General features: G+C 64.9%; 26 protein-coding genes. 7 read left to right on the forward strand and 19 right to left on the reverse strand.

The genetic code is table 11. The annotated features are described in order from the left end of the window. Window positions 1-55: 55 nt before the first annotated feature. The 10 genes from panC to ftsH are packed head-to-tail and all read right to left on the reverse strand — an operon-like array spanning window position 56 to window position 8,974. Window positions 56-958: a pantoate--beta-alanine ligase gene (panC, locus tag HMI59_RS20410; RefSeq protein ID WP_166184741.1), complete on the reverse strand. Its 903-nt coding sequence runs from the start codon at window positions 956-958 to the stop codon at window positions 56-58. A 5-nt stretch (window positions 959-963) separates the two neighbouring features. Then, a complete protein-coding gene (locus HMI59_RS20415; protein ID WP_193592361.1) occupies window positions 964-1,890 on the reverse strand; it encodes a Rossmann-like and DUF2520 domain-containing protein in 927 nt (308 codons plus the stop codon). After that, complete coding sequence (locus HMI59_RS20420; RefSeq protein ID WP_227471470.1) at window positions 1,883-3,424, reverse strand: PH domain-containing protein; 1,542 nt, start codon at window positions 3,422-3,424, stop codon at window positions 1,883-1,885. The genes HMI59_RS20415 and HMI59_RS20420 overlap by 8 nt, the downstream gene beginning before the upstream one ends. Continuing rightward, window positions 3,421-3,933 (reverse strand): PH domain-containing protein, encoded by a 513-nt coding sequence (locus HMI59_RS20425; protein WP_021474241.1) that lies wholly within the window; start codon window positions 3,931-3,933, stop codon window positions 3,421-3,423. The genes HMI59_RS20420 and HMI59_RS20425 overlap by 4 nt, the downstream gene beginning before the upstream one ends. Then, window positions 3,914-4,438: a DUF3180 domain-containing protein gene (locus HMI59_RS20430; protein WP_193592362.1), complete on the reverse strand. Its 525-nt coding sequence runs from the start codon at window positions 4,436-4,438 to the stop codon at window positions 3,914-3,916. Before HMI59_RS20430 ends, HMI59_RS20425 begins: the two co-directional genes overlap by 20 nt. 3 nt (window positions 4,439-4,441) lie before the next feature. Next, complete coding sequence (gene folK, locus HMI59_RS20435; protein WP_166184732.1) at window positions 4,442-4,981, reverse strand: 2-amino-4-hydroxy-6-hydroxymethyldihydropteridine diphosphokinase; 540 nt, start codon at window positions 4,979-4,981, stop codon at window positions 4,442-4,444. Then, window positions 4,978-5,337: a dihydroneopterin aldolase gene (folB, locus tag HMI59_RS20440; protein ID WP_166184729.1), complete on the reverse strand. Its 360-nt coding sequence runs from the start codon at window positions 5,335-5,337 to the stop codon at window positions 4,978-4,980. Before folB ends, folK begins: the two co-directional genes overlap by 4 nt. An 11-nt stretch (window positions 5,338-5,348) precedes the next feature. Further along, window positions 5,349-6,254, reverse strand: coding sequence for a dihydropteroate synthase (folP, locus tag HMI59_RS20445; RefSeq protein WP_021474237.1), 906 nt, complete (start codon window positions 6,252-6,254; stop codon window positions 5,349-5,351). Between the two features lie 7 nt (window positions 6,255-6,261). Continuing rightward, window positions 6,262-6,894: a GTP cyclohydrolase I FolE gene (folE, locus tag HMI59_RS20450; protein WP_031217124.1), complete on the reverse strand. Its 633-nt coding sequence runs from the start codon at window positions 6,892-6,894 to the stop codon at window positions 6,262-6,264. A gap of 10 nt (window positions 6,895-6,904) precedes the next feature. Next, window positions 6,905-8,974, reverse strand: coding sequence for an ATP-dependent zinc metalloprotease FtsH (gene ftsH / locus HMI59_RS20455; protein ID WP_021474235.1), 2,070 nt, complete (start codon window positions 8,972-8,974; stop codon window positions 6,905-6,907). A gap of 1,305 nt (window positions 8,975-10,279) precedes the next feature. On the opposite strand from ftsH, the gene HMI59_RS25810 reads away from it, so the two are divergent. Continuing rightward, window positions 10,280-10,420, forward strand: a complete 141-nt coding sequence (locus HMI59_RS25810) for a hypothetical protein (RefSeq protein WP_227471471.1) — start codon at window positions 10,280-10,282, stop codon at window positions 10,418-10,420. Between the two features lie 185 nt (window positions 10,421-10,605). On the opposite strand, the gene hpt is transcribed toward HMI59_RS25810, so the two are convergent. From hpt to dacB, 4 genes are all read right to left on the reverse strand, one after another. Next, window positions 10,606-11,157 carry a hypoxanthine phosphoribosyltransferase gene (gene hpt, locus HMI59_RS20465; protein ID WP_021474233.1) on the reverse strand — a complete coding sequence of 184 codons (552 nt, stop codon included), beginning with the start codon at window positions 11,155-11,157 and terminating at the stop codon, window positions 10,606-10,608. A 29-nt stretch (window positions 11,158-11,186) separates the two neighbouring features. Next, window positions 11,187-12,245, reverse strand: coding sequence for a tRNA lysidine(34) synthetase TilS (gene tilS / locus HMI59_RS20470; RefSeq protein ID WP_031217123.1), 1,059 nt, complete (start codon window positions 12,243-12,245; stop codon window positions 11,187-11,189). A gap of 80 nt (window positions 12,246-12,325) precedes the next feature. Next, on the reverse strand, window positions 12,326-13,447 hold the full coding sequence (locus tag HMI59_RS20475) for a zinc-dependent metalloprotease (protein WP_193592363.1): 1,122 nt from the start codon (window positions 13,445-13,447) through the stop codon (window positions 12,326-12,328). A gap of 96 nt (window positions 13,448-13,543) precedes the next feature. Further along, window positions 13,544-14,989, reverse strand: a complete 1,446-nt coding sequence (gene dacB, locus HMI59_RS20480; protein WP_193592364.1) for a D-alanyl-D-alanine carboxypeptidase/D-alanyl-D-alanine-endopeptidase — start codon at window positions 14,987-14,989, stop codon at window positions 13,544-13,546. A gap of 212 nt (window positions 14,990-15,201) precedes the next feature. Here dacB and HMI59_RS20485 point away from each other — a divergent pair, with 212 nt between their 5' ends. The 5 genes from HMI59_RS20485 (at window position 15,202) to HMI59_RS20505 (ending at window position 18,972) form a co-directional block, all read left to right on the forward strand. Beyond that, complete coding sequence (locus tag HMI59_RS20485; protein WP_021474229.1) at window positions 15,202-15,690, forward strand: inorganic diphosphatase; 489 nt, start codon at window positions 15,202-15,204, stop codon at window positions 15,688-15,690. Window positions 15,691-15,937: 247 nt separating this feature from the next. Next, entirely contained in the window at window positions 15,938-16,918 is a 981-nt protein-coding gene (locus tag HMI59_RS20490) for a hypothetical protein (protein WP_021474228.1), read from the forward strand. After that, window positions 16,915-17,685, forward strand: a complete 771-nt coding sequence (locus HMI59_RS20495) for a hypothetical protein (RefSeq protein WP_021474227.1) — start codon at window positions 16,915-16,917, stop codon at window positions 17,683-17,685. Before HMI59_RS20490 ends, HMI59_RS20495 begins: the two co-directional genes overlap by 4 nt. Further along, window positions 17,682-18,263, forward strand: coding sequence for an RDD family protein (locus HMI59_RS20500; protein WP_021474226.1), 582 nt, complete (start codon window positions 17,682-17,684; stop codon window positions 18,261-18,263). Before HMI59_RS20495 ends, HMI59_RS20500 begins: the two co-directional genes overlap by 4 nt. A gap of 109 nt (window positions 18,264-18,372) precedes the next feature. Beyond that, window positions 18,373-18,972: a MarR family transcriptional regulator gene (locus HMI59_RS20505; RefSeq protein WP_021474225.1), complete on the forward strand. Its 600-nt coding sequence runs from the start codon at window positions 18,373-18,375 to the stop codon at window positions 18,970-18,972. A gap of 87 nt (window positions 18,973-19,059) precedes the next feature. On the opposite strand, the gene HMI59_RS20510 is transcribed toward HMI59_RS20505, so the two are convergent. The 3 genes from HMI59_RS20510 to HMI59_RS20520 are packed head-to-tail and all read right to left on the reverse strand — an operon-like array spanning window position 19,060 to window position 21,142. Beyond that, window positions 19,060-19,635: a DUF3618 domain-containing protein gene (locus tag HMI59_RS20510; protein ID WP_062094523.1), complete on the reverse strand. Its 576-nt coding sequence runs from the start codon at window positions 19,633-19,635 to the stop codon at window positions 19,060-19,062. Next, window positions 19,632-20,063, reverse strand: coding sequence for a phage holin family protein (locus HMI59_RS20515; RefSeq protein WP_021474223.1), 432 nt, complete (start codon window positions 20,061-20,063; stop codon window positions 19,632-19,634). The genes HMI59_RS20510 and HMI59_RS20515 overlap by 4 nt, the downstream gene beginning before the upstream one ends. Beyond that, on the reverse strand, window positions 20,060-21,142 hold the full coding sequence (locus HMI59_RS20520) for a hypothetical protein (RefSeq protein ID WP_227471472.1): 1,083 nt from the start codon (window positions 21,140-21,142) through the stop codon (window positions 20,060-20,062). The genes HMI59_RS20515 and HMI59_RS20520 overlap by 4 nt, the downstream gene beginning before the upstream one ends. Before the next feature lie 176 nt (window positions 21,143-21,318). On the opposite strand from HMI59_RS20520, the gene HMI59_RS20525 reads away from it, so the two are divergent. Further along, window positions 21,319-22,398, forward strand: coding sequence for an aromatic acid exporter family protein (locus HMI59_RS20525; RefSeq protein ID WP_227471473.1), 1,080 nt, complete (start codon window positions 21,319-21,321; stop codon window positions 22,396-22,398). Between the two features lie 74 nt (window positions 22,399-22,472). Here HMI59_RS20525 and HMI59_RS20530 read toward each other — a convergent pair whose 3' ends face one another. After that, window positions 22,473-23,507 carry an NAD-dependent epimerase/dehydratase family protein gene (locus HMI59_RS20530; RefSeq protein ID WP_021474220.1) on the reverse strand — a complete coding sequence of 345 codons (1,035 nt, stop codon included), beginning with the start codon at window positions 23,505-23,507 and terminating at the stop codon, window positions 22,473-22,475. Window positions 23,508-23,521: 14 nt separating this feature from the next. Then, window positions 23,522-25,060 (reverse strand): D-glycero-beta-D-manno-heptose 1-phosphate adenylyltransferase, encoded by a 1,539-nt coding sequence (rfaE2, locus tag HMI59_RS20535; RefSeq protein WP_193592365.1) that lies wholly within the window; start codon window positions 25,058-25,060, stop codon window positions 23,522-23,524. Window position 25,061: the final 1 nt, after the last annotated feature.

Here is a 25,061-nt window from a genome sequence, read left to right on the forward strand (position 1 = left end):
AAGACAGCAACAGTCTAAACTCCTCCAGCATTCCCGTCAGCGGAAAATTAATGCCTCAGGAGTCCAGCGGGATGTTGTCGATCAGGCGCACGGGGCCTACCTTCGCCGCGATGATGGCAAGCCCTTCGCCGCGGAACGGCGTCTCTTTGCAGTTCTCCGCCAGCGGTTCGAGTGTGGTGGGATCGACCACATCGAAGTAGTCCAGTTCCACCAGCGGCTGGGAGTCAACAAGCGCGACGGCGGAATCCAGGTCCAGCGGTTGGTGCGCGTTGGCGCGGGACTCGATGAGGCGCAGGGCCCTGGACAGGACGAGCGCAGCTTCGCGTTCCTGGTCCGAGAGGAAACGATTGCGGCTGGACAGGGCGAGGCCATCTTCGCTGCGGACTATCGGAACGGGCACAACCTCCACGGGGAAGTTGAGGTCGGCCACCATCCGCTTCACCAAAGCCAACTGCTGCGCGTCCTTTTGCCCGAAGTAGGCGCGGTAGGCCGCCGTCGTACCGTCTGCTGCCGGGCCGCCGGGCAGGCCGTAATGCAGCAACTTGGCGACCACCGTCAGGGCGCCGTCAAAGTGGCCTGGACGTGAGGCGCCCTCCCACTTTTCGCCCAGTGGCCCCGAGGTCACCCGCACCAGCGGCTGCCCGCCGGGGTAGACCTCGTCCACGTCCGGCGCGAAGACGAGGTCCACGCCTTCTGCATCCAGCAGCGCCATGTCCGCCTCGAGCGTCCGCGGGTAGCGGTCAAGGTCTACGGCGTCGCCAAACTGCAGGGGATTGACGAAGATAGTGGCCACCACCACGTCGTTTTCGGCAACAGCGGTCCTCGCCAAGGACGCGTGGCCCGAATGCAGCGCCCCCATGGTGGGCACCAGACCTTGCGAGCTGCCTCCCTTCTCCGCCAGGAGACGCGCGCTCTCTTTGCGGAGTTCAGCCACAGTGGCGACGAGCTTGATAGCCATGGTGTTCAGTTTCCTTCCGAAGACGAAAGCCCGTTGTGCGGTTGGGACCCGCTGTCCAGCGCCTCGTTGATGTCGTTCAGTTGTTCCTGCCGCAGGAGTCCACGGTTTCCGGCACGGCGTGCAGTGGCCTTGGCCATCGCCTGGTAGGCCTCGAGGACGTCGCCGCCGGCACCGGCGTCGTACTCCTTCAGCGCCTGCGCGTGCGCCGAAACGGTGCCCACGTCCCCACGGGCCACCGGCCCGGTCAGGGCGGACTCCCCTGACGCCAGCGCGTTCTCAAGGGTCGCCCGAAGCAGCGGACCGAGCATGGATTCGGGCAATTCGACGCCGATCTCCCGCAGGAGCTGCGATGCCTGCGCCACCAAGGTGACCATGTGGTTCGACGCATGCGCCAACGCCGCGTGGTAAATGGTGCGGTCCGCCTCCGCAATGGCAACAGGCTCGGCGCCCATCTCCACCACCAGGGCCTGCGCGATCGGGAGCATGGCCGCATCGGCGGTAACGCCGAAGGTGCAGTCCAAGAGCCGTGTCAGGTCCAGGCTCATGCCGGTGAACGTCATGGCCGGATGCAGTGCCAGCGGAATCGCACCTGCAGCGCGCACTGGCTGGAGGATCCCGACGCCGTACCGGCCGGAGGTGTGCGCCACCAGTTGGCCCGGTTGCCAGGCTCCCAGCTTCGCCAGGCCCTCCACCAACTCGCCGAGCGCGTCGTCCGGAACAGCCAGCACGACGAGTTCCGCCCGCTCCACGATGTCCTGGATCTCGAGGACCGGGACGCCCGGCAGCAGGGTTTCGGCCCGCTCCCGGCTCGCCTCCGACACAGCGGAAACCCCGACGACGGCGTGCTCGGCAGCGCGCAAAGCGGCGCCCAGGACGGCACCCACCTTGCCGGCGCCGATGATCCCGACGCCGAGTCGTCCTGGCCTAGCCATGATGGCGGTCCTCCTGGTTTGCGGTAGTGGGAGTAGATTCCGGATGTTCTTCCAGAGTGGGCACTGGCGGCGGCGTGGCAGGTCCGCGCTGCAAGGCCAACTCGGCCAGCCATTGCTCGCTGGTCTGGCGTTTCCTGGCCTCGCGGGCACGTGCGGCTTGTTCGTCGAACAGTTCCACTGCTTCCCGGACCCCCGCTTGGTACAGCCGCGGGGCGACCGGGCCGGCCGTGGTGTGGAGGACAAGATCAGTGACGCCGAACCATCGCGCCAGCGGCCCCTGCTGCAGGGCCATCGACTGCGTGCGTTGGTGCGGTACCAGGACCAATGCACGCCACCAGCGTCCGGAGCGGAGCAGGAGCGCTGTTCGGGTGGCCAGGTATCCGTTGCGGCGCCAACCGAGGGGTGCCAGCAGGCGGGCCCGCCGGGGTGTGGTGACAAAGCCGTCAGCACTGCCCGAAAGTGGTGAAAGGCCTTCCAAGCCGGCCGTGAAAACACGTTGGGGGTCATCGACGCCGGGGTCCGGGAGAACCAGCGAGAGCATCATCATGACGTCGGCCTTCATGCCAACAGGAAGGAGCGTGGTCCGGGCCGCGTTCTCGTTACCCGGGGTTCCGCCATAACCGGCAACGTTGACGTGCATGCGATACCACCCGAAAAGGCGCCACAACGGCGGCTGGGTGATCTTCAGGGCCTGGATCCGCCCCGGTGGCACGGTCTGCGCCTGGGTGTCGAGGAGTCCGTACCGGAGCCGGATGCCGTCCTGAGAGATGGCGGCCGTGAAGTTGTAACCCTTGTTGAAGGAACTCCAATACGTGGCCGCGATACCCACGATGGCAGGGATCAGGGCGAGGAAAATGGTGCTGTTCTCCGTCAGGACGGACACTGTGATCGACGCTGCTGCTGCGAGGATGATGCCGACGGTCTGCTCACTGAACAGCAGGGCTCCAATGAGCCTCCCCGGGGGAACCGACAACACATGTTGCTCAGGTGCTTCGGGTATTTCCTCCACGGTTTCCGGGCCGGTTACGACGCCCGCGGCGCGCGCCAGGATGGCCGCCCGCAGTTGCTTGGCCTGGGCGAGCGGAAGGTAAGCCAGCCGGACTGCCGACTCCCCGGCGTCGGCCACCTCGAACTTGAGTTCAGCGAGGCCAAATATGCGGGCCAGCAGCGGCTGCACAATGTCGATCGCCTGGACGCGGTCCAACCGTGCCTGGCGTTGCTGCTTGAAAAGGAAGCCGGTATTGACGCGAACATACCCTTCGGCAACCTGGTAGCGGGTGAAGTACCAACTCAGAATGAACCCGCCCACAGCCAGCAGGAGGACGATGCCACCGCCGGCCAACAACCACAGCACCCTGCCGTTGAGGGGGTCCACAATGTCCCGGCCCTGCAGCACACGCTCGAAGGCGTCCCTTCCGAAGAAGTAGAGGACGGCCGCCAACGCAACCCAGCCACGTACGAACGGTGAGGCAGGATGGACCCGCCGCCAGTCGCCGTCGACGGCTTTGCCGGGAAGGGCCACGTCCGGGCTCACAGCCCGGCCAGCCTGGCTTCTCCACGGGCAGAGAGTTGCTCCCGCAGCCGCGCGCCCTCGGCGGCTGGCAGTCCAGGCAGGTACGCGTTGGTTCCCGGCGACGCCGTGTGGAGTTTCAGGGTGCAGAGTCCGAGGCTCCGCTCCACCGGACCTACCGCAACATCCACATATTGCATCCGGCCGTACGGGACAACCATGGTGCGCTGGAAGAAGATGCCCCGGCGGATGAGGAGGTCGTCATCCCGCTCGGCGTAGCCGATGGCCCTGACCTGGCGCGGAATCAGCACCAAGCGCCACAGAGCCAGAACCAGCATCGCCGCCGGAACCGCGATGGCAAGCCAGACCGGAGGCCATCGCCACCAACCCAGCTGCACAAAGACCAGCGGCAAGCTCAGAAGGCCGATCATGATGACGTTCCCCAGCGCCCACTCCACCAATCGGACGGTCACGTACTTCGGCGAGACCCGCAACCACTCAATACCGGGAGGATCAATCGGCTCGGTAGGCATACTCGCCCTCCCCCTTGGCCTCGCCCCGGCGCTTTTCCTGCCCGCCGGGCGCTCCACCTTCAAGATCCTCGGGCGGTATGCGGCAGAACCTCTCCACCACGAGCCCGACGACGACCATCACCACGCCGCCGCCGCCCATCAGCAAGGCGTTCCAGAGAACGCCCTCGCCCGTCCGCAGGGTTCCGATCCGCAGCAGGTCCAAGGCGATTCCGGCATGCCAGCCCAGCAAAAGCGTGCCTGCATAAGCACAGGCCTGGGCAAGGATGAGGGTCCGCGCGGCCATGATGGGGTCCAGCATGGCCTTCTTCTTGCCGTTCCTCCACCGCAGCACGCGAATACCCATGACCAGCGTCAGCAACGCAATCACGCCCATGGTTACCAGCGCGGACTCCGGCAACACCGGCGTAGGCATGCTGAAGCGGTTGGTCGCCGACGTTGCCAGCCAGCCCACCAGGGCGGCGGCGACGGCGATGACCACCAGGATCAACGGGCGCATGGCTTTCATAGGCTACTCAACAGCCCCCTTGGCGGGAACGCCGGCAGTATCGCCGAAGCCGTCAAAACCGCGGATGTCCGGCATGTCATGCGCGACGGCGGCCAGTTCGGCAACGCTGCGACCGTTCAGTTTGGCGTTCGGATCCAGCAAAGACCACGGGTAGAGGACGAAGGCGCGCTCCGCAGCCCGGGGATGGGGCAGCGTGAGGACGGGGTCGTCACTGATCAGGTCTCCGTAGGCAATGATGTCCACGTCCAAAGTCCGGGGACCCCAGCGGACTTCCCGTGTCCTGTGATGTTTCTGCTCCACCTGGTGGCAGTGTTCCAGCAACTCCAAGGGAGAAAGCGTGGTCTCGACCGCCATGACCATGTTGAGGAAATCGGGCTGCCCTTCAGGGCCGCCAACAGGCTTGGTCTGGACAACCGGGGAGACGCCAAGCAAGCGCACCTCCGGAGGGTCCACCAGATCCGCGACGGCGGTGGTGAGGGTGTCGTTGCGCTCCCCCAGGTTGCTGCCCAGCGCCAGGATTACCTTGGTGTAGCCGGCGGTCATGTCCGCTCCCGATGCACGCTGACGGCGACGTCCCCGAACGGCACCTCAATGGGCGCCTTGGGCTTATGAACCGTCACGTCGACGGCGGACACACCGTAGTTGGCCAGGATGTCCTCCGCGATCCGTACGGCAAGGCCCTCAATCAGGTTCAAAGGCTCACCCTCGATGTGCTTGGTGATGAGCCCGGCCACCTCGCCGTAATGCGCTGTGAACTGCAGATCGTCCGTATCGGCGGCCTTGGTGAAGTCCGTGTAAAGCACCGCATCCACCACGAATGGCTGGCCCTCACGGCGTTCGAAGTCGAACACTCCATGGTGGCCGACGGCGGTGACACCGGTCAGCGTGATCCTGTCCACAGCGTCTCCGATCAGCGCGCGATGCGCGCGGCGACCTTGACCGCATCAAGGCTTGGTCCGACGTCGTGCACCCGCACTGCCCAAGCGCCCTTGGCGGCACTCAAGGCAGTGATGGCGGCTGTTGCGGCGTCCCGCTCCTGCGGGGCTGCGGCCTTACCGGCGACTGTCAGCAGCGAACCGAGGAAGCGCTTGCGGGAAGCAGCCACCATGACTTTGTGGCCCAGCTCGAACAGCCTGTCCACGTTCTTCAGGAGCTCCCAGTTCTGGGCCTCGTTCTTGGAGAAGCCGATGCCCGGATCCACGATCACCTGCTCCGGCGACACTCCAGCCGCGTACAGCTTGTCCCGGACACCCTTCAGTTCGGCAATGACGTCTTCCGTCACGTCGTTGTAGTCCGTGAGGCTGTCCATGGTGCGGGCGTCGCCGCGGCGGTGCGTGAGGATGTATGGAACCTTGGTACGGGCGACCAGCTCGGGCATGCCCTCTTCGATGGTGAGGCCGGAAACGTCATTGATGATCGCCGCCCCGGCTTCGACGGCGGCAGCGGCCGTGGACGTGTGCATCGTGTCAATGCTGACCAGGGCACCGGCCTTGACCAGTGCTTCCACCACGGGAATGACGCGGCGCTGCTCCTCCGCCGGGTCCACGGGTTCGGCGCCTGAACGCGTCGACTCCCCGCCGACGTCGATGATGTCAGCCCCGGCGTAGAACATCCGGAGGCCCAGGGCGATCGCGGAATCGGCCGTGGGGTGCTTGCCGCCGTCGCTGAACGAATCCGGGGTGACATTCAGAATTCCCATGACCAAGGTCCGGTCCGTCGGGAGATCCGCGAACCTGGCCGCCGGCCGCGGCTTGCGGAGAATCGGCAACGGGCTTGTGGCCGGGCCGGTTCCGGGTGCTGCTGCGAGGGAATCCATATATTGCTTACCTTCCGAGTATGAGGCTCATGGCCTCGGCGCGGGTGGCCGGGTCATGGAGCTGACCGCGCACCGCACTGGTGACGGTCTTTGCGCCGGGCTTGCGAATGCCGCGCATGGACATGCACATGTGTTCACATTCGACGACGACGATCGCCCCGCGCGGGTTGAGGTGCTCTACCAGCGCCTCAACGATCTGCGTGGTGAGGCGCTCCTGCACCTGCGGGCGGCGGGCGTATATATCTACGAGCCGGGCGAGCTTGCTGAGGCCGGTCACCTTACCGTCATGGGACGGAATGTAACCGACGTGGGCCACGCCATGGAACGGAACGAGGTGGTGTTCGCACGTCGAGTAGAAGGGGATGTCCTTGACGAGGACAAGCTCTTCATGGTCGAGATCGAACGTTGTGGACAGGACATCCACGGGGTCATGGTGAAGGCCCGCGAAGACCTCGGCGTAGGCCTTGGCCACGCGCTTCGGCGTGTCCTTGAGGCCACCGCGATCGGGGTCTTCGCCAATGGCAAGCAGGATCTCGCGAACCGCTGCTTCAATGCGGGGGCGGTCCACTTTGTGGCTACCCTTGGAGTCGCCGGCTGGGCCGTGGGCGGCGGCGAGATCTTCGTCGTCGAAATGAGTCACGTCAGAAAGCTTAGCCGTGAAGCGGAGAGTCGTTGCCGCCGTCGGGTCCCGGTGCATGGAAGGTTTCCTGGCTGCTGACACCCTGGGCGTGCGGAGCAACGGTGTCCAGCGGCTCATCCAGGCGGGCCTTCTTCGCTTCCTCCTGGGCCTCCCGCTCGGCCCGCTCGGCGCGGGTTTCCACCGGCGGGATGGTCTGGACGGGACGGGACTCCTTGGACAGCCAGATCTCGCGGAAATCGCGCTTGCGCACGTCACGGAAGATGTCGGCAATCTCTGCCTGGTTCAGAGTTTCACGCTCAAGCAATTCGAGGGCGAGACGGTCCAGGATGTCGCGGTTTTCAGTCAGGATGGCGTAAGCCTCGTCGTGCGCCTGGTCGATGAGGCGGCGCACTTCCTCGTCCACCACATAGGCAATCTGGTCAGAAAAGTTACGTTCCTGAGCGGCATCGCGGCCAAGGAAAGGCTCGCCGCCGCCCTGGCCCAGCTTCACGGCACCAACACGCTCGCTCATGCCGTACTGGGTGACCATCTTGCGGGCCGTGGACGTTGCCTTCTCGATGTCGTTGGAAGCGCCGGTGGACGGATCATGGAACACGATCTCTTCTGCCACGCGGCCACCCATCGCATAGGCCATCTGGTCCAGCAGTTCGTTACGGGTCACCGAGTACTTGTCGTCATCGGGGACCACCATGGTGTAGCCAAGGGCACGGCCGCGCGGAAGGATGGTGATCTTCGTGACCGGAGCCGAGTTCCGCAGGGCAGCAGCCACCAACGCGTGGCCACCTTCGTGATAAGCGGTGATCTTGCGCTCAAGTTCCTTCATGACGCGGCTGCGCTTCTGCGGACCGGCCATGACACGGTCGATTGCCTCATCAAGTGCGCGGTCATCAATAAGGTTGGCGTTGGAACGGGCCGTCAGCAGGGCGGCCTCGTTGAGGACGTTGGCGAGGTCTGCGCCGGTGTAGCCCGGGGTTTTCTTTGCAACGGCCCTCAGGTCGATGCCCTGGGCCATGGGCTTGCCCTTGGCGTGCACATTCAGGATCTGCTCACGGCCCACGAGGTCCGGGGCTTCGACTGTGATCTGGCGGTCAAAGCGGCCCGGGCGCAGCAGCGCGGGGTCCAGCACGTCCGGGCGGTTTGTGGCTGCAATTAGGATGACGTTCGTCTTCACGTCGAAGCCGTCCATTTCAACCAGCAACTGGTTCAAAGTCTGCTCGCGTTCGTCATTGCCGCCGCCGATGCCGGCACCACGGTGACGTCCAACGGCGTCGATCTCATCCACGAAGATGATGGCCGGCGAGCTGGCCTTCGCCTGCTCGAAAAGGTCGCGGACACGGGACGCGCCGACGCCCACGAACATCTCGACGAAGTCCGAACCCGAGATGGAGAAGAACGGAACGCCTGCCTCGCCGGCGACAGCACGGGCCAGCAAGGTCTTACCGGTACCCGGAGGGCCGTACAGCAGCACACCCTTGGGGATCTTGGCGCCAACGGCCTGGAACTTGGCGGGCTCTTGGAGGAACTCCTTGATTTCCTGGAGTTCTTCCACGGCCTCGTCGGCACCGGCAACGTCGGCAAACGTCACCTGCGGCATGTCCTTGTTGACCAGCTTGGCCTTGGACTTGCCGAACTGCATCACCTTGGATCCGCCGCCCTGCATGCGGGAAAGCAGGAACCAGAACAGGACACCCAGCAACAGCACCGGGATAAGGAGGGAGAACAGGCCGGAGAACCAATTGTTCTCGACGGGCTGGTCCGTGAAGCCCTTGTCCGGGTTGGCGTTGGTGACAGCCTTGACGACGTCCGGACCACGGTCCGTGACGTAGAAGAACTGGACGTTCTTGCCCTTGTCCTGGCCGTCGATGTTCAGGTTGTCCTTGAGCACCAGGTCGACGCGGTTCTCGGCGTCGAAGATCTTGGCCTGCTCCACCTTGCCGCCTTGGGCGAGGAGTTCAAGACCGTCCTTGGTGTCAATCCTCGTAGAGCCGCCGGGAGCCAAAGTTGCGAATGCCACCAGGAGCAAGCCAACGACGACAACAATCCAGATGCCCGGGCCCTTGAAGAAATTCTTAGCTTTCATCTGATCGGGGTTGTGCCCCGTCCCTCCTGGTAGTGCTGCAACGCGCAACCTCTGCGCGCAATGGTGCTGCTTCAGTTTCTAGCTATACACCGTTCCCCGTAATTCACGCACTGGAAAGCGCAAAAGTTCCCTCTGGGCGTACAGCCGCGCCCCGGGTTTCCGCAGTTGGAGCCGCGGCCGGCTTCATCGTTCCCGGGCCACCGCACCCGTTCCCGCCAAATGCCCCCGGTGTTGCGGGTGCGCGAGGTGGAAGCGGATGCGATGACCACGCCGAAAGGGTGCGGGGGGCGGAAGCGGCTGCGGCGTTCCCTTGATTTAGTACGGACTCCGGTTTCGGGCGATACGCATTTGGCGACCCGGATCGAGTGAATTGTCCACATACAGGTCATCAGGCCTGTCTATAGGCCCGGACCGGCCAGCACCGTTAATCGCATGCCTTCCTCAAAACTGATCTTCAGCTCTGACGCCACCCGGATCGGGCAAGACCCGCGTCTTCTTGCCAAGCGGGAGCAGCGGGGTGAGCTCATGCGTGTGCGCAGAGGAGCCTATGTTCCGGCAGGGATCTGGTCCGCCCTTAACGAACGCCAACGGCACGGGGTGTTGGCCGCGGCTTTGGTCCACACCACCCTCAAATCTCCGGTGTTCACTATGAAAACGGCAGGACTTCTGTGGGGACTGGGTGTAGTTGGGGTTCCACGGCAACTACAGACGCTTACCGATGATCCTCGCGTGGGGACGATCCAAGAACTGAGTCCACCGGACACTGGGGTCCCTCGATCAGGGTGTCTGCCAACTCGGCGGATTCCAGGTCACCGATAAGGCCCGCACAACAATTGAACTAGCCGGCAAACTCAATTTTGGTGAGGCCTTGGCCGTGGTCGACTCCAGCCGCCGGGATCTATCAGTTCGGGCGGGTCAATATCCTTGGTCCGGGCTGACTGCTCCATCCCCGGCTGACGCTGCGGACTGGGACAAGGAAAGCCCTTGGGGTCCGGCACTCCAACTCGAAGCCCTTGAGGACGCGGTGTCGAACATTGCAACCACATCCCGGCAGCGACGTGCTTCGAAGATCATCGAGTTCTCGGCCGCCGACTCAGAGTCCCCCGGTGAGTCCATCAGTCGGGCAAACATGATTCTCCAGGGTTTTCCGGTGCCCCGGCTTCAGGCCACCTTCACTTTGAAGAATGGGAAGACCGCGCGGACCGACTTCTGGTGGCCCGAGTTGGATTTGATTGGAGAATTTGATGGCCAAGGGAAGTACTTGCGGAGCGAACTGCGCGGCGCAAGACGATCCAGCAGGTAGTCATGGATGAAAAGGCCCGCGAAAACGCATTGCGTGCACTCGGTTTGACCGTCATCCGCTGGGATTGGGGAGAGATGATGAACCCGAGGGCATTCGCCAACATCCTCACCGACGGCGGATTGCGGTCCAGCCGCACCCCTTAAGCACACACAACGCAGCCCTTCGCGCGGCATGCGCCCGGTGTTACGGGTGCGTCGTGCGGGAAAGGGTGCGGCGGTGAAAGCACGCCCGCGGAAACGGGTGCGTGCCGCGGAAACGGGTGCGTGCCGCGGAAAGGGGCGCGGCGGTAACCGGAAGCGGTGACCGGAAGCGGGAAGCGGGAAGCGGCTTACTCGTAAACGTGCGGAGCCAGCGTGCCCACGAAGTCCAGGTTGCGGTACTTCTCGGCGTAATCGAGGCCGTAGCCGACCACGAATTCGTTAGGGATGTCGTACCCGACGTACTTGACATCGATCTCCACCTTGGCGGCGGCCGGCTTGCGGAACGCCGTGCAGATCTCGACGCTGGCCGTGCCGCGGGATTCAAGGTTGGACTTCAACCAGGAAAGGGTCAGGCCGGAGTCGATGATGTCCTCGACAATCAGGACGTCCTTGCCCATGAGGTCGGTGTCGAGGTCCTTGAGGATACGGACAACACCGGAAGACTGGGTACCCGAACCATAGGAAGACACTGCCATCCAGTCCATGCTGACGTGGCTGTGCAGGGCGCGGGCGAGGTCGGCCATCACCATGACGGCACCCTTGAGGACCCCGACCATCAGGATGTCGCGACCCTCGTAATCCTTGTCGATCTGGGCCGCCAGCTCAGCGATGCGGGATTGGATCTGCTCTTTGGTGTAAAGAACGTGCTTGAGATCTGCCTGGACGTCGTTTGAATCCACCAATGGCTCCTGTTAAATGCTCGGTGCGGCTACTGTTGGGACGATTTGTGATGCCGGAATACTAGCTTCCCACAGCGCGTGGCTTCCCGGGGAACGCCGTCGGGGGTTCCGGCACCGGTAGCAGCACCGGAAGTGGCCCGTTCCTGCTCCAGATCGCTGAGGGAAAGCCGGTAAACGCTCACGTGGCCGGGAAGTTCAACGGGCCCCGCCGAACCCTTCCTGCGGAGCAGCGCTTCCGCGGCTTGAAGGCGCCCGTAGCCGGGTTGTTGGCCTCCGACGTCGGCGGCCGCCTTCGCGATAACGCGGAACCGGAGCGCGGGAGGCAGGTCCCGGACGGCATCCTCAGGCAGCCAGGCACCGTCGGAAGTTTTTTGCACAAGCGAGAGATACGTCTCATTGGCAAGGTCCTCAAGGAAATCGGCGTCCTGCTGCAGGATCGCCGCGGTACGGGCCAGGGATTCGGCGACGCCGGGTCCCAGTTTCTCCTCAAGAACCGGCATTACTTCCACACGGGTCCGGGACCTGGCGAACGACGGATCGGCGTTGGTGGGATCATGCCAGGGTTCGAGTTCCTCGACCGCGCAGATTTCCAGGGTCTCGGCCCGTCGAAGGCCCAGGAAGGGGCGCAGCAAACGGCCGCGCGCCGGGCGCATCCCGGCCAACGACCGCGTGCCGGAACCACGGGCGAGCCCGAGGAGCACCTGTTCGGCCTGGTCGTCCAGGGTATGGCCCAGCAGGATCGATTCGCTTCCAAGGTCATCTGCTGCAGCGTTGAGCGCAGCATGCCGGGCGTCGCGGGCCGCCGCTTCCGGCCCGAAGCCGGTGGACGCCACCTCCACAGTCCGCACTTCAACGGAAGAAAGACCCAGTTCGCGCAATGCCGCCGCCGCCTTCGCGGCAACCTCCGCAGACCCAGGTTGCAGTTGGTGGTCAACAACGACGCCGGCCACGGACACCGGGTGCCCATCAACGTGGCCGCGGCGGGCAAAGTATGCGGCTACAGCGGCCAACGCCATGGAGTCCGGCCCACCACTGCAGGCCACGAGTATCCGCGACGGATATCCGGCGTCGGCCAAGGCGTCCTGCAACAACCTGCGCGCTTTGCCGACGACCGGAGCCAAACGGCCGGGCCGGCGTCGTCCTTTACCCGGCAGGACAGCAGGTGAACTCAAAGCCCCATCCGCTCAAGCCAAAGCTTGGAGTCATGGATTTCTTCTTCCGTGGGCAGGTTCCCGGCGTGATCCCAGACCTTGTTGAAGCCGTCCATTCCGGCCACTTCCACCACGCCGCGGACGAACTTGGCGCCGTCGGTGTACTGGCGCATCTTGGCATCGAGGCCAAGGATGTTGCGGATGAACTTCTCAATGATCCCGCGGTCCTTGCCGCGATCGTTGAACCGCTGGCGAATGGTCTTCACGGACGGAACGATGCTGGAATCGACCGCATCCATGACCACGTTCGCGTGGCCCTCGAGCAGGCTCATGACGGCCGTGATGTGCGAGATCGCGGCTTTTTCCTCGGGGTCCTGGAGCAGGTCCAGGATGGCACCGCGGCCCGGAACGTTGCCCGAAGCCGTGCGGTCCTTGAGTGACTTGGCCACTGCACTGGCCCGTTCCACCAAGGAATCCATGTTCCCCAGCAGGTGCGTGCTGAGCTTCTCGATCTCCTCCAGCATGTGATGGCGCAGCCACGGCGCCGCGGCGAACTGCACGCGGTGTGTCTGCTCATGCAGGCAGACCCACAGGCGGAAGTCGTCAGGGTGGACATTCAGTTCGCGTTCCACGGAGATGATGTTCGGCGCCACAAGAAGGAGGCGTCCACCCGGCGGCACGTTGGAACCGGGCGCCATGGCGGCAAAGGGATCGTACTGGCCAAGGACCTTGCTGGACAGGAAGGCGAGGATGGCACCAAGTTGGCTGCCCGTGATGGCGCCGCTGGCGTTGGCCGCCGCGGGGCTCATGGACGACCCGTGCCGGTGTTCCAGCATCTTCTGCAGGGCCGGCTGCAGCATGACGGAGAAACTCTGGGTGTTCGCCTTCGACCAGGACGCCCGGTCCACCACCAAAACATGGGAGTCGCGGAGGTCCCGCGCGGCGTCGAGGCCCGTGATGTCATGGACGTGCGGCACCGAGACATCGGCGTTGAACCGAAGATTCTCCACGGCTTTGCCGATCTCCCCGGCACTGAGCGCCGGGCCTGGAGGGGCCAGCCGGGCGGCCGTGGAGGCAGCCAGGTCCCAATTGATCAGGGAAGGTGTCCCTGCTGACGAATCACGGGCGGAAGTCACCATAGGGTCCATCACACCACACCTGGCTGACAGCCAGCGCTTAAGTTCGCTCCACGCGGAGCTTCAAGCCTCCGCCAAACGCCATCAAGAGCAAACCCCTCAGCGGCAACCGCACGAAGCCAACACCGACGCCGAACGGTCCATAGCCACCTTGTTCCCTGCAGCGCCCGGCTCCAGCCCGTTGCCAATGAAGGAGAAGACCAAGAGCCGGCCGTCGGCGTCCACAACATAGCCGCTGAGGGCGATCACCGTATTGAGGGTGCCGGTCTTGGCCCTGACCAGCCCGGCCCCTTCGGCCGTGCCCGCGTCGATGTACCTGTCATCCAGCGTGCCCGTCAGCCCCGCAACGGGAAAGCCATCAAGGGCCGCCCGCAACGAAAGCTCGGAACCGCTGGTGATGGCCCTGACCACCTCGGCAAACTGCCGTGCGCTGACCTTGTTCTCCAAGGCAAGGCCGGACACATCGGCCAACTCCATCGAATCCGTGGTGATTCCCAACTCCCCCAGCCGTTGCCGCACGGCCGCGGTGGCGCCGTCGTACGTTGGTTCCTGCCGGGAGGCGGCGGCAGTCAGTCGGCCCAACGCTTCGGCGAGGAAGTTGTCCGAGACTTCCAGCATCAGATCCACCTGCTCGCTGACCGTGGCTGATTCCGCGCTGGCCAGCACCTTTCCGGGAACCCCTTTTCCGCGTTCGACGCCGGGCGCCACCTTGACGCCCGCAGCCGCCAGCTGCTCGGCGAACGCCTGGGCTGTGGTGGCGGCGGAGTCCTGCGGCCGCGGCCCGGTGGTGACGGTGGGCGAATACCGTCCGGAGTTGAGCGCCAGCGGATAGAGGGGCGCCGTTTCACCCGCGGCGACGTCGCCCAGGCTCCATGCGGGGTTCAAGGCGGGGCCGGTAAACAGGGAGTCGTCCACCTTCACGGTCACGGGTCCCGTCACCTTGGACGCTGCCAAGGCCGAGGCGGTATCCGCGGCCAGCGACGCCAGCCCCGCCCGTCCCATGACGGCGGAGGGATCAGATTCGCCGGCACCCAGCAGGACATCCCCGCCACCGGTGAGCACCACGGTGGCGGGATCGTCGGCACCCACTACGCGGGTGGTCAGTCGGATGTCCGGGCCCAAGGCTTTCAAAGCAGCGACGGCGGTCAACAACTTCATGTTCGAAGCCGGGATACGGTTGGCGTCCGCCTGCCGGTCAAAAAGGACCTCGCCGGTGGCGGCATCGAGCACTACGCCCGTCATGGATCCCTCGCCGTCGGGCTTCAGCGTGGCCTCCAGGAGACGTGTGAGCTCAGCCTTGACGGGTTTGGGGGCGTCCTTGTCCAAGGGGAGAACGGCTTTTGTGGTGGCCAGGCTGGTGGGTTGCTGTTGCCACGCGGGAACAGGGGGCGGCGGTTTGGGCGCATTCCAAAGCCCGGGCGCGAGTCCGGACCCGATCAGCACTGCGGCACACAACAGGACGACGGCCAACAGCATGGGCCATTTAAGGCGCCCCCACGCCGCGGACAGTCCCCTGCGGGCAGCCCCGTTTTCAACGCCCTTCATGCAGTTGCTTGGTCCTGTCAGTCTTGAAATGTCCCCCGCCGGTTCAAGAAACCCGGGCGTCTCCCTATATCCTCAATAGTAGTCGGCGGCGTCGGCTGTACTTTTGCCTGCCGCCAGCCCTGGACTGAGCAGACTGCCTGGGGGCTGCCGGTTTTCGGCGGTCTCCGTTACAGGCGAAGCCAGCCCCACCCACACCCGTCAAGGAGCATTCCATGAAGCACGACGTGACCATCGAGATCCCCAAGGGATCGCGCGTCAAGTACGAAGTCGACCACGAAACCGGCCGTGTCCGCCTGGACCGCGTGCTGTTCACCTCCATGCAGTACCCCACGCACTACGGCTTCTTCGAGAACACGCTGGGCGAAGACGGCGACCCGCTGGACGCACTGGTGCTCCTGCAGGACTTCGACCTCCACCCGGGCGTCATCGTTGAATCCCGCCCGATCGGCGTCTTCAACATGACGGACGACGGCGGCGGAGACGCCAAGGTTCTCTGCGTTCCCGCGGACGCACGCTTCGACCACATCCAGGAAGTCAGCGACGTCAACGAGTTCCTGATCAAGGAAATCGAGCACTTCTTCACCCGCTACAAGGACCTCGAGCCGGGCAAGTGGGTCAAGGCCGAGGGTTGGGGCGACCGTGCCGCCGCCGAAGCCGAGCTCGAGGCTTCCATCAAGCGTTTCGCAGCAGAAGGCCACTAGTCCTTCCCCATGTAGGTCGCAGCTGTGCGCGTTTTGAGGCTTCTAAACGCGCACTGCTGCGACTCAGTTGGGTTGCGACGGCGGGTGGTGCGGTTCTGAAGGGAACCCCACCACCCGCCGTCGTACTTTAAGCGCTGCCCTTTAAGCGCTGCCGCGATGGGCACCGCTCCCCATCGCAGCGTTGGCCCGCCCCGCCTAGGGTGGGACGAGACTCTCATCGACTCATGCAACAAAAAAGGGGTTCCACATGGCCGGGTTCTATGGCGCCGACATTGCGCAGCTTCGCAGTCTGGCCGGCGTGATGGGTAAAGCGGCGGACACGATCACCATGCAAAGCGCCCAGCTGTCCAACGCCATCAACTCGGCCACGGCCTGGCAGGGCCGTGACGCCACCATGTTCAAGAACGACTGGAACAGCCAGCACCGGCAGAGCCTGGTCAAGGCCGCCACCATGCTCCGGGACAACGCGAGCCTGCTGAAGAAGAACGCCAACCAGCAGGAATTCGCCAGCAACAACGACGGATCCCGGAGTTCCGTGGGTGTCCTCAGTGACGTCTACGGCACCGGGATGGGCGTCAAGGACCTCGCGGCCCAGCTCTGGACTGCCTACAAATACGGAAACCTCGGCCACGCCGAATGGGTCAAGACCCGCGAGGTGCTCACCAACTGGCGTGCCGGCGGCAGCGTCATCAAGGACGCGTTGACCGCACTGCGCAACGGCGAAAAGGTCACCGATGTCATCACGGACCTCAAAGCCAACATCCCGTTCAGCCAGGCGTTCCAGGATGCCAGCCGCCTCTCGAAGGGCCTCCGGGTGGCAGGCGCCCTCGCGGCCCCGCTCAATATTGTTGGCGGCATCAGCGACATGATCAGTCCCGAGCACAACGGCTGGCGCGGCACAGGCGACCGTGTTGCCGGCGGTCTCTCCGTAGTGGGCGGCGTCGGCAGCGTCATGCTGATGACCGCCGGTGGTGCGGCCTTGCTGGGACCGGTGGGCGCCCCGATCGTGATCGGGGCGGGCATCGTTGCCGGGGCCTGGGCACTGGGCAACCTGGTGGCCGACAACTGGTCCTCCATCACCAATTTCGCCCGCAATCCGGGCAGCTACCTTGCCGACGGCGCCAGGGAAGTGGGCAATTTCGCCAAGGATGTAGGCAGTAAGGTGGCAGACGGGGTTAGTGATGCCGCCAAGTCAGTCGGAAAGTTTGTTGGAGGGATATTCGGATGACAAGCACCACCATGAAATGGACCGCCAGGGACATCGAAGCGGCAGCGAAAGTCCTTGCCTCGGCCACCTCGGAGGGGGCTGCCCTGCCCACGCTGACGGACGAGGAAGTAGTGGCCCTCGACGGGGTGCAGCACGAGCAGATCGTGGCGCTCCCTTGGCTGAGCTCGCAGGACGCCAGCAAGGATCTCATGTGCGCGGTGGCCTTGCGCGGGCTGCTGGCCAAGGAACTGGTGTACCCGGTGGTCTTCGAAGGCGAGACCGAACCCTCGCGCCTGCACGCCACTGAAGAAATCACCGGCGCCCTCACCCTGCGCCGCAGCGGTAACAGCGTGGTCTCCGTGGAGCGCACCGTTTCCACCGGAAAGCGCTGGCTGTATGGCTACGTGCACGACGACGGCGTCCTCATCGAGGAAGTGGACGAGGGCGGGCTGCACGGCTTCACGGTTGTCACCCGTGATCAGCTGGTCCCCCGCCTCGCGGAGTTCGTGGACCCCAAGAACGCTGCCCGGCAGGACACCGAAGCCACCGTCTACACGGAGGCAAAGTTCGAGGAGTACGCTGCAACCGCACTCGCTGACACCGAGGCAGCCAGCAACATTGTGGCCTTCAATACCGAGTCCAACGACTTCCCCACCATCACCGTGTACACGGGTCCGTCCGGTGTCCACGTCCTGACTCCACAGGTGGAGGGCGACGCAGTCTCGCTCCAAATCAAGGAAACGTCGGCGGCCGGCCTGGCCGGCATCCTGGGCGGCCTCGCCGCATGAGCAATTCGACGTCGCAGACCGCCACCGGACTCGTGGACGCGGCCAACGGCCGGCAGGTCCGCCGCCACACCGAGTCCGGCGCCTTGTACGTCAAAGCCTCCGGTACCGCCCATTTCTGGGGCCGGGTGCTGGACGCGTTGGTGTTCGTGGCGGGCTACTGCGTCATCGCCGTGATGGTGGCGGTCGCCAGGAATGCCATGATGAACAGCGGCTCACTGCTTGCCTTCAACGACGGTTTCTGGCTCGCGCTCTACGTCGTGCTGTGGTTCGTCGGGCTGTTCGTGTACGGCATGATCTGGGGAACGGCGGGCAGCGTCGGCGACGCCGCAGCGGGTATGCGTTCGGTGCGCATCAAGAACGGCACGACGGCGGGAGCCTGGTTGGGCGGTTGGCGCGCGGTCTGCTGGTCCTTCTTCCCGTTCTACCTGTTCATGATGATCGCCTCTGCGCTGAGCGGCGGTTCCGGCGACACCTGGGATCCGAAATTCGTGGCAATCGACCGCCGCTCGGGCCTGGCGCAGGGACAGCAGCCGATTGCTGATCCAAAAGCGGCACCAGCCAACCAAGCCGGGCAATAACCGGAACGTCCGCCCGCCGTCGTGCTTTTCAGCCAAACCGCACCGGACCAGGTAACACTGAATCCGCAGCCTTGCGGAGCAGCTACCAGCCGGTAGCATGTGATCCACTATGTTCACGCTGACCATCAACCAACGCGACAGTCGACGCGACGGCGATCTGGTGCCGAAGCTCCTGAAGGACCTGCGGCACATACCGGCGCGCATCGACTTTGACCGTTCGGTTGAGGATGAAGTGCAAGGCATCGTCGACTCAAGCCACCAAGCCGTTGAATCGGCCCTGATAGCCCTGCGCAGCGGGCAGTGGTACGTGGGAATCGGCGTTGGACCCATCAATGAACCCCTGCCGAACCTGGTGAAGGATGCCTCCGGCCACGGCCTGGTGTACGCCCGGCGGGCTGTTGAACGCCTCCGGTATGGAAAAGAGCGCGTGCCGGTAGCGGTCGACGGACCGTATGCGGACCAAGCCGCCGAAGCCGAGGCTGTGCTCCGGCTGCTCGGACATATAGTGCAGGAACGCAGCGTGGCGGAGTGGCGGGTGCTGGACCTGTTGACGCCGGGCGTTCGGGGGCAACAGAAGGCTGTGGCTCAGGAACTGGGCATCAGCACGCAGGCCGTGAGCAGGGCCGTGGCGCGGGCGCAGTGGGCCGAGGAGCACGCTGCCCGCCCGGCCGCGGCCCGGCTGCTGCAGCTGATTCTCGAGGTGCGCTGAGGTTTAAACCCAAACTGAGTCGCAGCTCCGCGCGTTATGGACGTTCTAAACGCGCGGAGCTGCGACTCAGTTGGGTGAGGCGGGCAGTTACTGGTTGCCCAGGTTGTCCTTCGCGGTAGTGGCACGGTCCTGGACATCGGCGGCCGCAGCCTGGCCTTCGTCCCTGACGTGACCGGCAGCCTCGGCGGCGGTTTCCTTGACGTTCTGCACAGCCTCGGTAGCCGGTTCCTTGAGGTGTTCGGCGACTTCCTGGGCGGCGTGGCTCAGCTCGTCGGTCAAGGGCTGCGCGGCTTCCTTCACAGCCTGGGCGGCTTCCTTCTCCTTCTCCGACGGCGGGAACAGAGCCGAAACGAGGAGACCCGCACCGAAGGCGATCAAGCCGGCTGCCACAGGGCTGCCCTGGGCTTTCCGCGTGATGGCCTGCGGCGCGTCACCGATATCGGAAACCACACCGGAAACGGCGTCGTGAGCCTGGTGCGCGGCATTGCCCGCAGCATCCTGGACATCGTCGCGGGCGCCGAACACGGCCGTCTTGATCCGGTCCACACGCCTGTTGACGATGTGCGAGGGAGTGACCTTGTCCGCCACGGCGTCAACGTTGGTGCTGAGCCGCCTGCGGGTTTGTTCGATGTCGGCGCGCAGGGCGTCGGGATTCTGCGTCATCGTGTCTCCTCAGTGTTCGGTTTGAAGGTTGGAGGTATTTCCTTGACTGTCTCAGCGGTACGCGGCATGCCGTTGATGGTCTTCAGTTCCTTCCGGCCGATGCTGGCCAGCACTGCCGCGACGATGCCCCAAATAACGGCAACGATCACGGCCGACCATCCCAGGCCAACAAGCTGGCCCAGGGCCCACCACAAGGCGAGGGAAAGGAACACGACGGCGAGGTGCCCGGCCCATGCGGCTCCGGCCAGCATGCCGGCGCCCTTCCCTGCCTTGGTGGCCGACTCCTTGAGTTCGGCCTTGGCGAGTTCGACTTCCTGGCGCATCAACGTGGAGACGTCGCGCGTCAGGTCGCCCAGCAATTCCCCGAGGGGTACGGTTTCCGCTTTGAGGTGGGCTTCCGTGGGAGGAAGGTCAGCGGGACTGGTCATCGGGAACCTCCATAGGAGGGGTCATCGGGATCCAGGGGTCCGGCCAGCGGGTCACCCTGCGCCTTGGTGCCACCATCCGTTTCCGGGTAGGCGGCCGTGGAGCCCTCCAGCCCACCGGTAGTTCCGGCGTCGTAACCGCCGCCTTCGTAACTGCCAGCTGCGTAGCCGTCAGCGCTATACCCCTCGGCGCTGTACCCTTCGGCACCTGGCTCGAGACCGGACGTACCGGCGCCGTAGCCGGCTGCTCCTGCAGCTCCGCCGGCAGCCGTGACGCCGGCGGCAGTGCCGTAGCCGGTGGTGGGCGTGGTGCCGTAGCTTGCCGTGGTGGCATCCGGACCCGGGAGGTCGACGGCGGGTGGCGGCACTGCGCCGCCGGAGCTCGGGTAGTACTCGGCCCTGGGTGCGGAAGTGGCAGTGGCCCCGGTGTTGTCAACGGAGGCGTTGTCTGCCATGCCGCGTCCCAGACGGCCGGCGAGGACACCGGCTCCTGCTGCGAGCAGGAGGAAGGCACCCGGCCGACGGCGGGCGAAGCTCTTGACTTCGTTCAGCAAGGATCCGGGATCGCGGTTCTCCAGCCACTGGGCAACCGATGATGAACGGTCGGCGGCTTGCTGGACGAGGTCCGCGGCCACGCCGCCGTTGTTCAACGCACCTGCCATGGTGGACAGTTCATCGGAGATGGACCGCAGCCCTTCGGCGACGCGCTGCTGCTGCGTAGCGGCTTGATCGGTCAACTCGCCCTTGGTCTGCGTCAGCAGTTGGCGGGCATTGAGTTTGACTTCCTGGGCCACGTTCGCGGCCTCGCCCTTGGCGGTATCAACCACGCCACCGGCGGCGTCCTTGGCTGTGCTGGCCACCCCTGCAGCTTCCTGCTTGGCAGCATCAACAGTGCCGGACCCCGAGTGGGAGCCGGATCCCGACGCGCCGCCTTGGTATCCGGCCGTGCTGGTGGTGGCGGTGTCGGCCTCGGTTTCAACTGGCGAGTCCAGGTAGCTTCCGGAGTAAGGTTCGGTCCCGGCGGGGACCCCGTTTCGAGGCGCCGCGAAGCTTCCGTCCTGCGGCGATTGGCTCTCAGTCATTGTCGCTCTCTTTCCACAGTTGGCAGGCTGCGGACAGCAGCCGGGATAGTAAGTATCGTTACTATCAATGGGGTGTGTACCCGCTGTCCGGGGATTCAATCGCACGAATCAAAAAACATTTGCTTCCCTTTAGCGCCGGTTCGACACACCATGCAAGACCTGCGAATCTTGGGAAGATGCGCCTTATCCCCAACAGGCGACGGCTGATCTCCGCGCTCCGAAGGACTTTTACCCGCCACAGATTGCTGTTTGCCGCCAAAACCGCCCTCGCTGCAGGACTGGCATGGTACTTGGCCCCCTTCATGCCCGGACCGGCTGCCGCCTACCCTTACTACGCGCCGCTGGGTGCCTTGGTGAGCATGCACCCAACGGTGGCCGACTCCGCCAAGCACGGGTTCCAGAGTCTGCTGGGATTGTCCCTGGGCATCGGCATGGCGTTTGCGGTGACCACCTTCGCCGACCCCTCCAGTTTCTCCGTGGCACTGGTGATCGGCCTCGGCGTGCTCATTGGCGGCCTCCCCCGGCTGGGCACGGCTTCCGAGTGGATTCCCATGGCCGCGCTCTTTGTGCTGTTACTGGGTGATTCCAACGCGGAGAATTTCTCCTTCGGATACGTCCTCCAGATGGCCCTGGGCGTAGCGGTGGGATTGACAGTGAACTGGCTGATCATCCCGCCGTTGCACCTGGAACAGGTAGACCCTGCCTTGGAAGGGCACCGGAACGCACTGTCCCGCCAACTGAGGGACATGGCACAGGCGATGCAGGAATCGTGGCCGCCAAACCATGAGGCCTGGGCCAGCCGCAGCGACCTGCTGGACACAACTGCAGCGGGAGTGCGGACTGCCGTGTACCAAGCGGAACTGAGCGCGAAAGCGAATCCCAGGTCCCGCCGTCGTGCCACCCGCCTCCCCCAGGACCTCGCCGGCTTGCGGACCGTGGAGAGGCTGACCTTCCACGTGCAGGACATCACCGACGTGCTGCAAAGCGTGATCTGGGAGGAAGGCGCCGGGACCGTCATCCCGGACAGCGTCCTCAGCAACCTCTCCGAAGCCCTCGAATCAGTAGCCGACGTGATCGACCGGTGGCGCAGCGACGAAGAGCCCGAACTCGAACCCGCTTTGGCCGAAGCGCGGGACTGCGTGGCCGCGCTGGGCGATGCCATCAACGAGGCAGCAGCGGGTCAGGCATCTGTGAATGCGGCAGCGTCCGTGGCCATGAGCCTCCGGCGCATGGTCACCGTGCTGTCATCCGACTAGCGCCCGAACAAGTCGCTCCCGACCAAGCAGCACCCGAACAAATAGCACCCGAATGCCACCTGCAGCAATACGGGTTAACGGGGTGTCAGCGGCGGTGAAGCTTTCCGGCCTTTCCCCTCGCCCAGTCCGTCGACGATCTCGGTCAATGCCTCCAGCGACGATTTGTGGGGCATCCACCCCAGAAGGGTCCGCGCCCGGCTTGTGTCCATGATCGGCGCGCCCGCAGCCATGTCCACCCAGCCGGGGTCCGTCACCTGCATCCGCAGCCGCCATGTAGCGCTGACGACGGCGCGCAGCAACGACACCGGGATGGGCAGGTGGCGCCGGGCATGGAGGATCCATGCGAGCGCATTGGGATCCAGCACGGGTTCGGCGGCGATGTTGAAGGCTCCTTCGGCACGTTCCCTGAGGACCCGCCAATAAGCGTCGGCCACATCATCTGCGTGCACGGCCTGGAAGATCAGGTCCTTGGGGACCGGAAGGACGGGGAGCCAGGGCCGGCGGGGAATCAGTCGCGGGAGGACCCTGCCCAGGAAATAGCGTCCGATTTCGCTGCCGGCTTCCGAGGTGAAGATCAGCCCGGGCCGCAGCCGCGCAACAACCACCTCCGGGTTTGCCTTGGCGAAGTTGTTCAGGAGCCGTTCCTGCGCGGCCTTGTCCACGCTGTAGTGCGAGCCCTTGATTCCGCCGGCAGGCCAGTTTTCCTTGGTTCTCTGGTCCTTCGGCGCTGCCGAGTACGCTCCCACGGAGGAAGCGCAGACGACGTGCCCCACCCCTGCCCTGCGGGCAGCCCCGAGGACGTGGGCCGTGCCCGCAACGTTGGTGCGACGCAGAAGCTTGCGGTTGTGGTTCGGTTGGATAGCCCACGCCAAGTGCACCACGGCATCCGCCCCGGCCATGACCTTGTCCAAGGCCTCACGATCCCTGTGGTGTCCGATGTCCAGGCTATGCCATTCGACGCCCTGGTAAGGCGCGGCGTCCAGATCCGGTTTCCGCCGGGCAATGCCCACCAATTGGAGGTCGGCTCCCTCCTCGGACCGGGCCTTCTGGAGCCGCTTCAGCAGGGCGGTGCCCGCGTTTCCCGTAGCCCCGGTGATGACGATGCGCATGGACTCTTCTTCCCTCAGCTGGTGGTTTCGCCTGTGGAGCGGATGCGTTGCAGGACGGCCGTGGTGGAGTGTTCCGGTACGTAGTCCAGAATAGTCACCGTGCCTCCGTAGCTTTCCACAGCAGCTGTTTCGGCAAGCATTTCCGGCGTGTAGTCGCCGCCTTTGGCGTAGACGTCCGGCTTGAGGAGTTCGATGAGCGGGATGGGCGTGGGGGTGTCGAACACGGTGACGTGGTCCACGCAACTCAGCGCAGCGATGACGGCGGCACGGTCGGCCTCGTGGTTGACGGGACGGTCCGGTCCTTTCAGTTGCCGGACCGAGGAGTCGCTGTTGAGGGCCACCACCAGCACGTCACCGAGTTGCTTGGCTTGGTTGAGGTAGCGGGTGTGGCCACGGTGCAGGACATCGAAGCAACCGTTGGTGAGAACGATCCGCCGCCCTTCCTGCCGGTGCGCCTCCACCTGCTTGGCCAATTCGGTTGCGGTCAGCGCGGTGTCCGCGAACTCCCGGAGATGGTGGGCCAGTTCTTCGGTGCTGCACACGGATGTGCCGGGCCGGTGGACCACGACGTCGGCGGCTGCTTGAGCAAGGTCAACGCTGGTGGTCAGGGGCAGCCCGGCTGCGCGCGCCAGGCTCAGCGCCGCAACGAAGGTATCGCCGGCGCCGGAGGCCTGCTTCTCCGCTTCCGGCCGCGCCCAGGTCCGGTGGGTGGCCACCTCGCCGTCGCTGCCTTGGCGCACGGTCAGCGTGCCGTCCCGGTCCAGGGTTACGACGACGGCGGCCGCACCGGAGGCGGCCATGAGCTGGGCAGCGTGGGCCTCCACGAAGGGGCACCGCGCAGCACCACCGGGCAGCTCAATGCCGAGCAGCAGGGCAGTTTCCTGGGCGTTCGGGGTGGCCAGGTCCGGTGCCAGCTCCGCCCACTGTTCGGGGTGGTGGGCATCCACCACCACCAAAGGACTGCCGCTCCCTGCGGGTTTCTGCCTTCCCGGTGATCCGGGACCCAGTTCCCGCTGCAGCGCTTCGCGGACCGGACCAACCAGTGCGCCTGCGCCGTAGTCACAGAGGATCACCGCGTCCGAACCCGCCAATGCTCCTGGAATGAGGGCCGCCAGCTCCAGCAATCCGTCCTCAGGTACTGACGCCGATTCATCGTCCAGCCGAAGCATGACCTGTCCGCCGCTGCTGACGCGGTTCTTGGTGGTGGTGGTCATGCCCGGGTGCGACAGCACGCCGTCCACATCGATCCCGGCAGCCGCGAGCCGTTGCCGGAGCTGCCGGCCGGCTGTGTCCTCGCCGACCATGGAAACAAATCGAACTCGGGCACCCAAGGCAGCCAGGTTCATGGCCGTGTTCGCTGCGCCGCCTGGAGCGTAGTCACGGCGCTTTACCTGCACCACGGGAGCGGGTGCTTCCCGGCAAAAACGCTCAATCAGCCCGTCCCACCAACCATCCAGGATGGCGTCGCCTATGACGGTGATAACGGGTTCTTCTTCGGCCAGGCGGCCTGGCAACCATTCGGCCAGACCTTCTTGATTGGAGAGGCGTGCCATG

The sequence above is a fragment of the Paenarthrobacter sp. YJN-5 genome (genome assembly GCF_015040095.1).
Taxonomy (GTDB): domain Bacteria; phylum Actinomycetota; class Actinomycetes; order Actinomycetales; family Micrococcaceae; genus Arthrobacter; species Arthrobacter ureafaciens.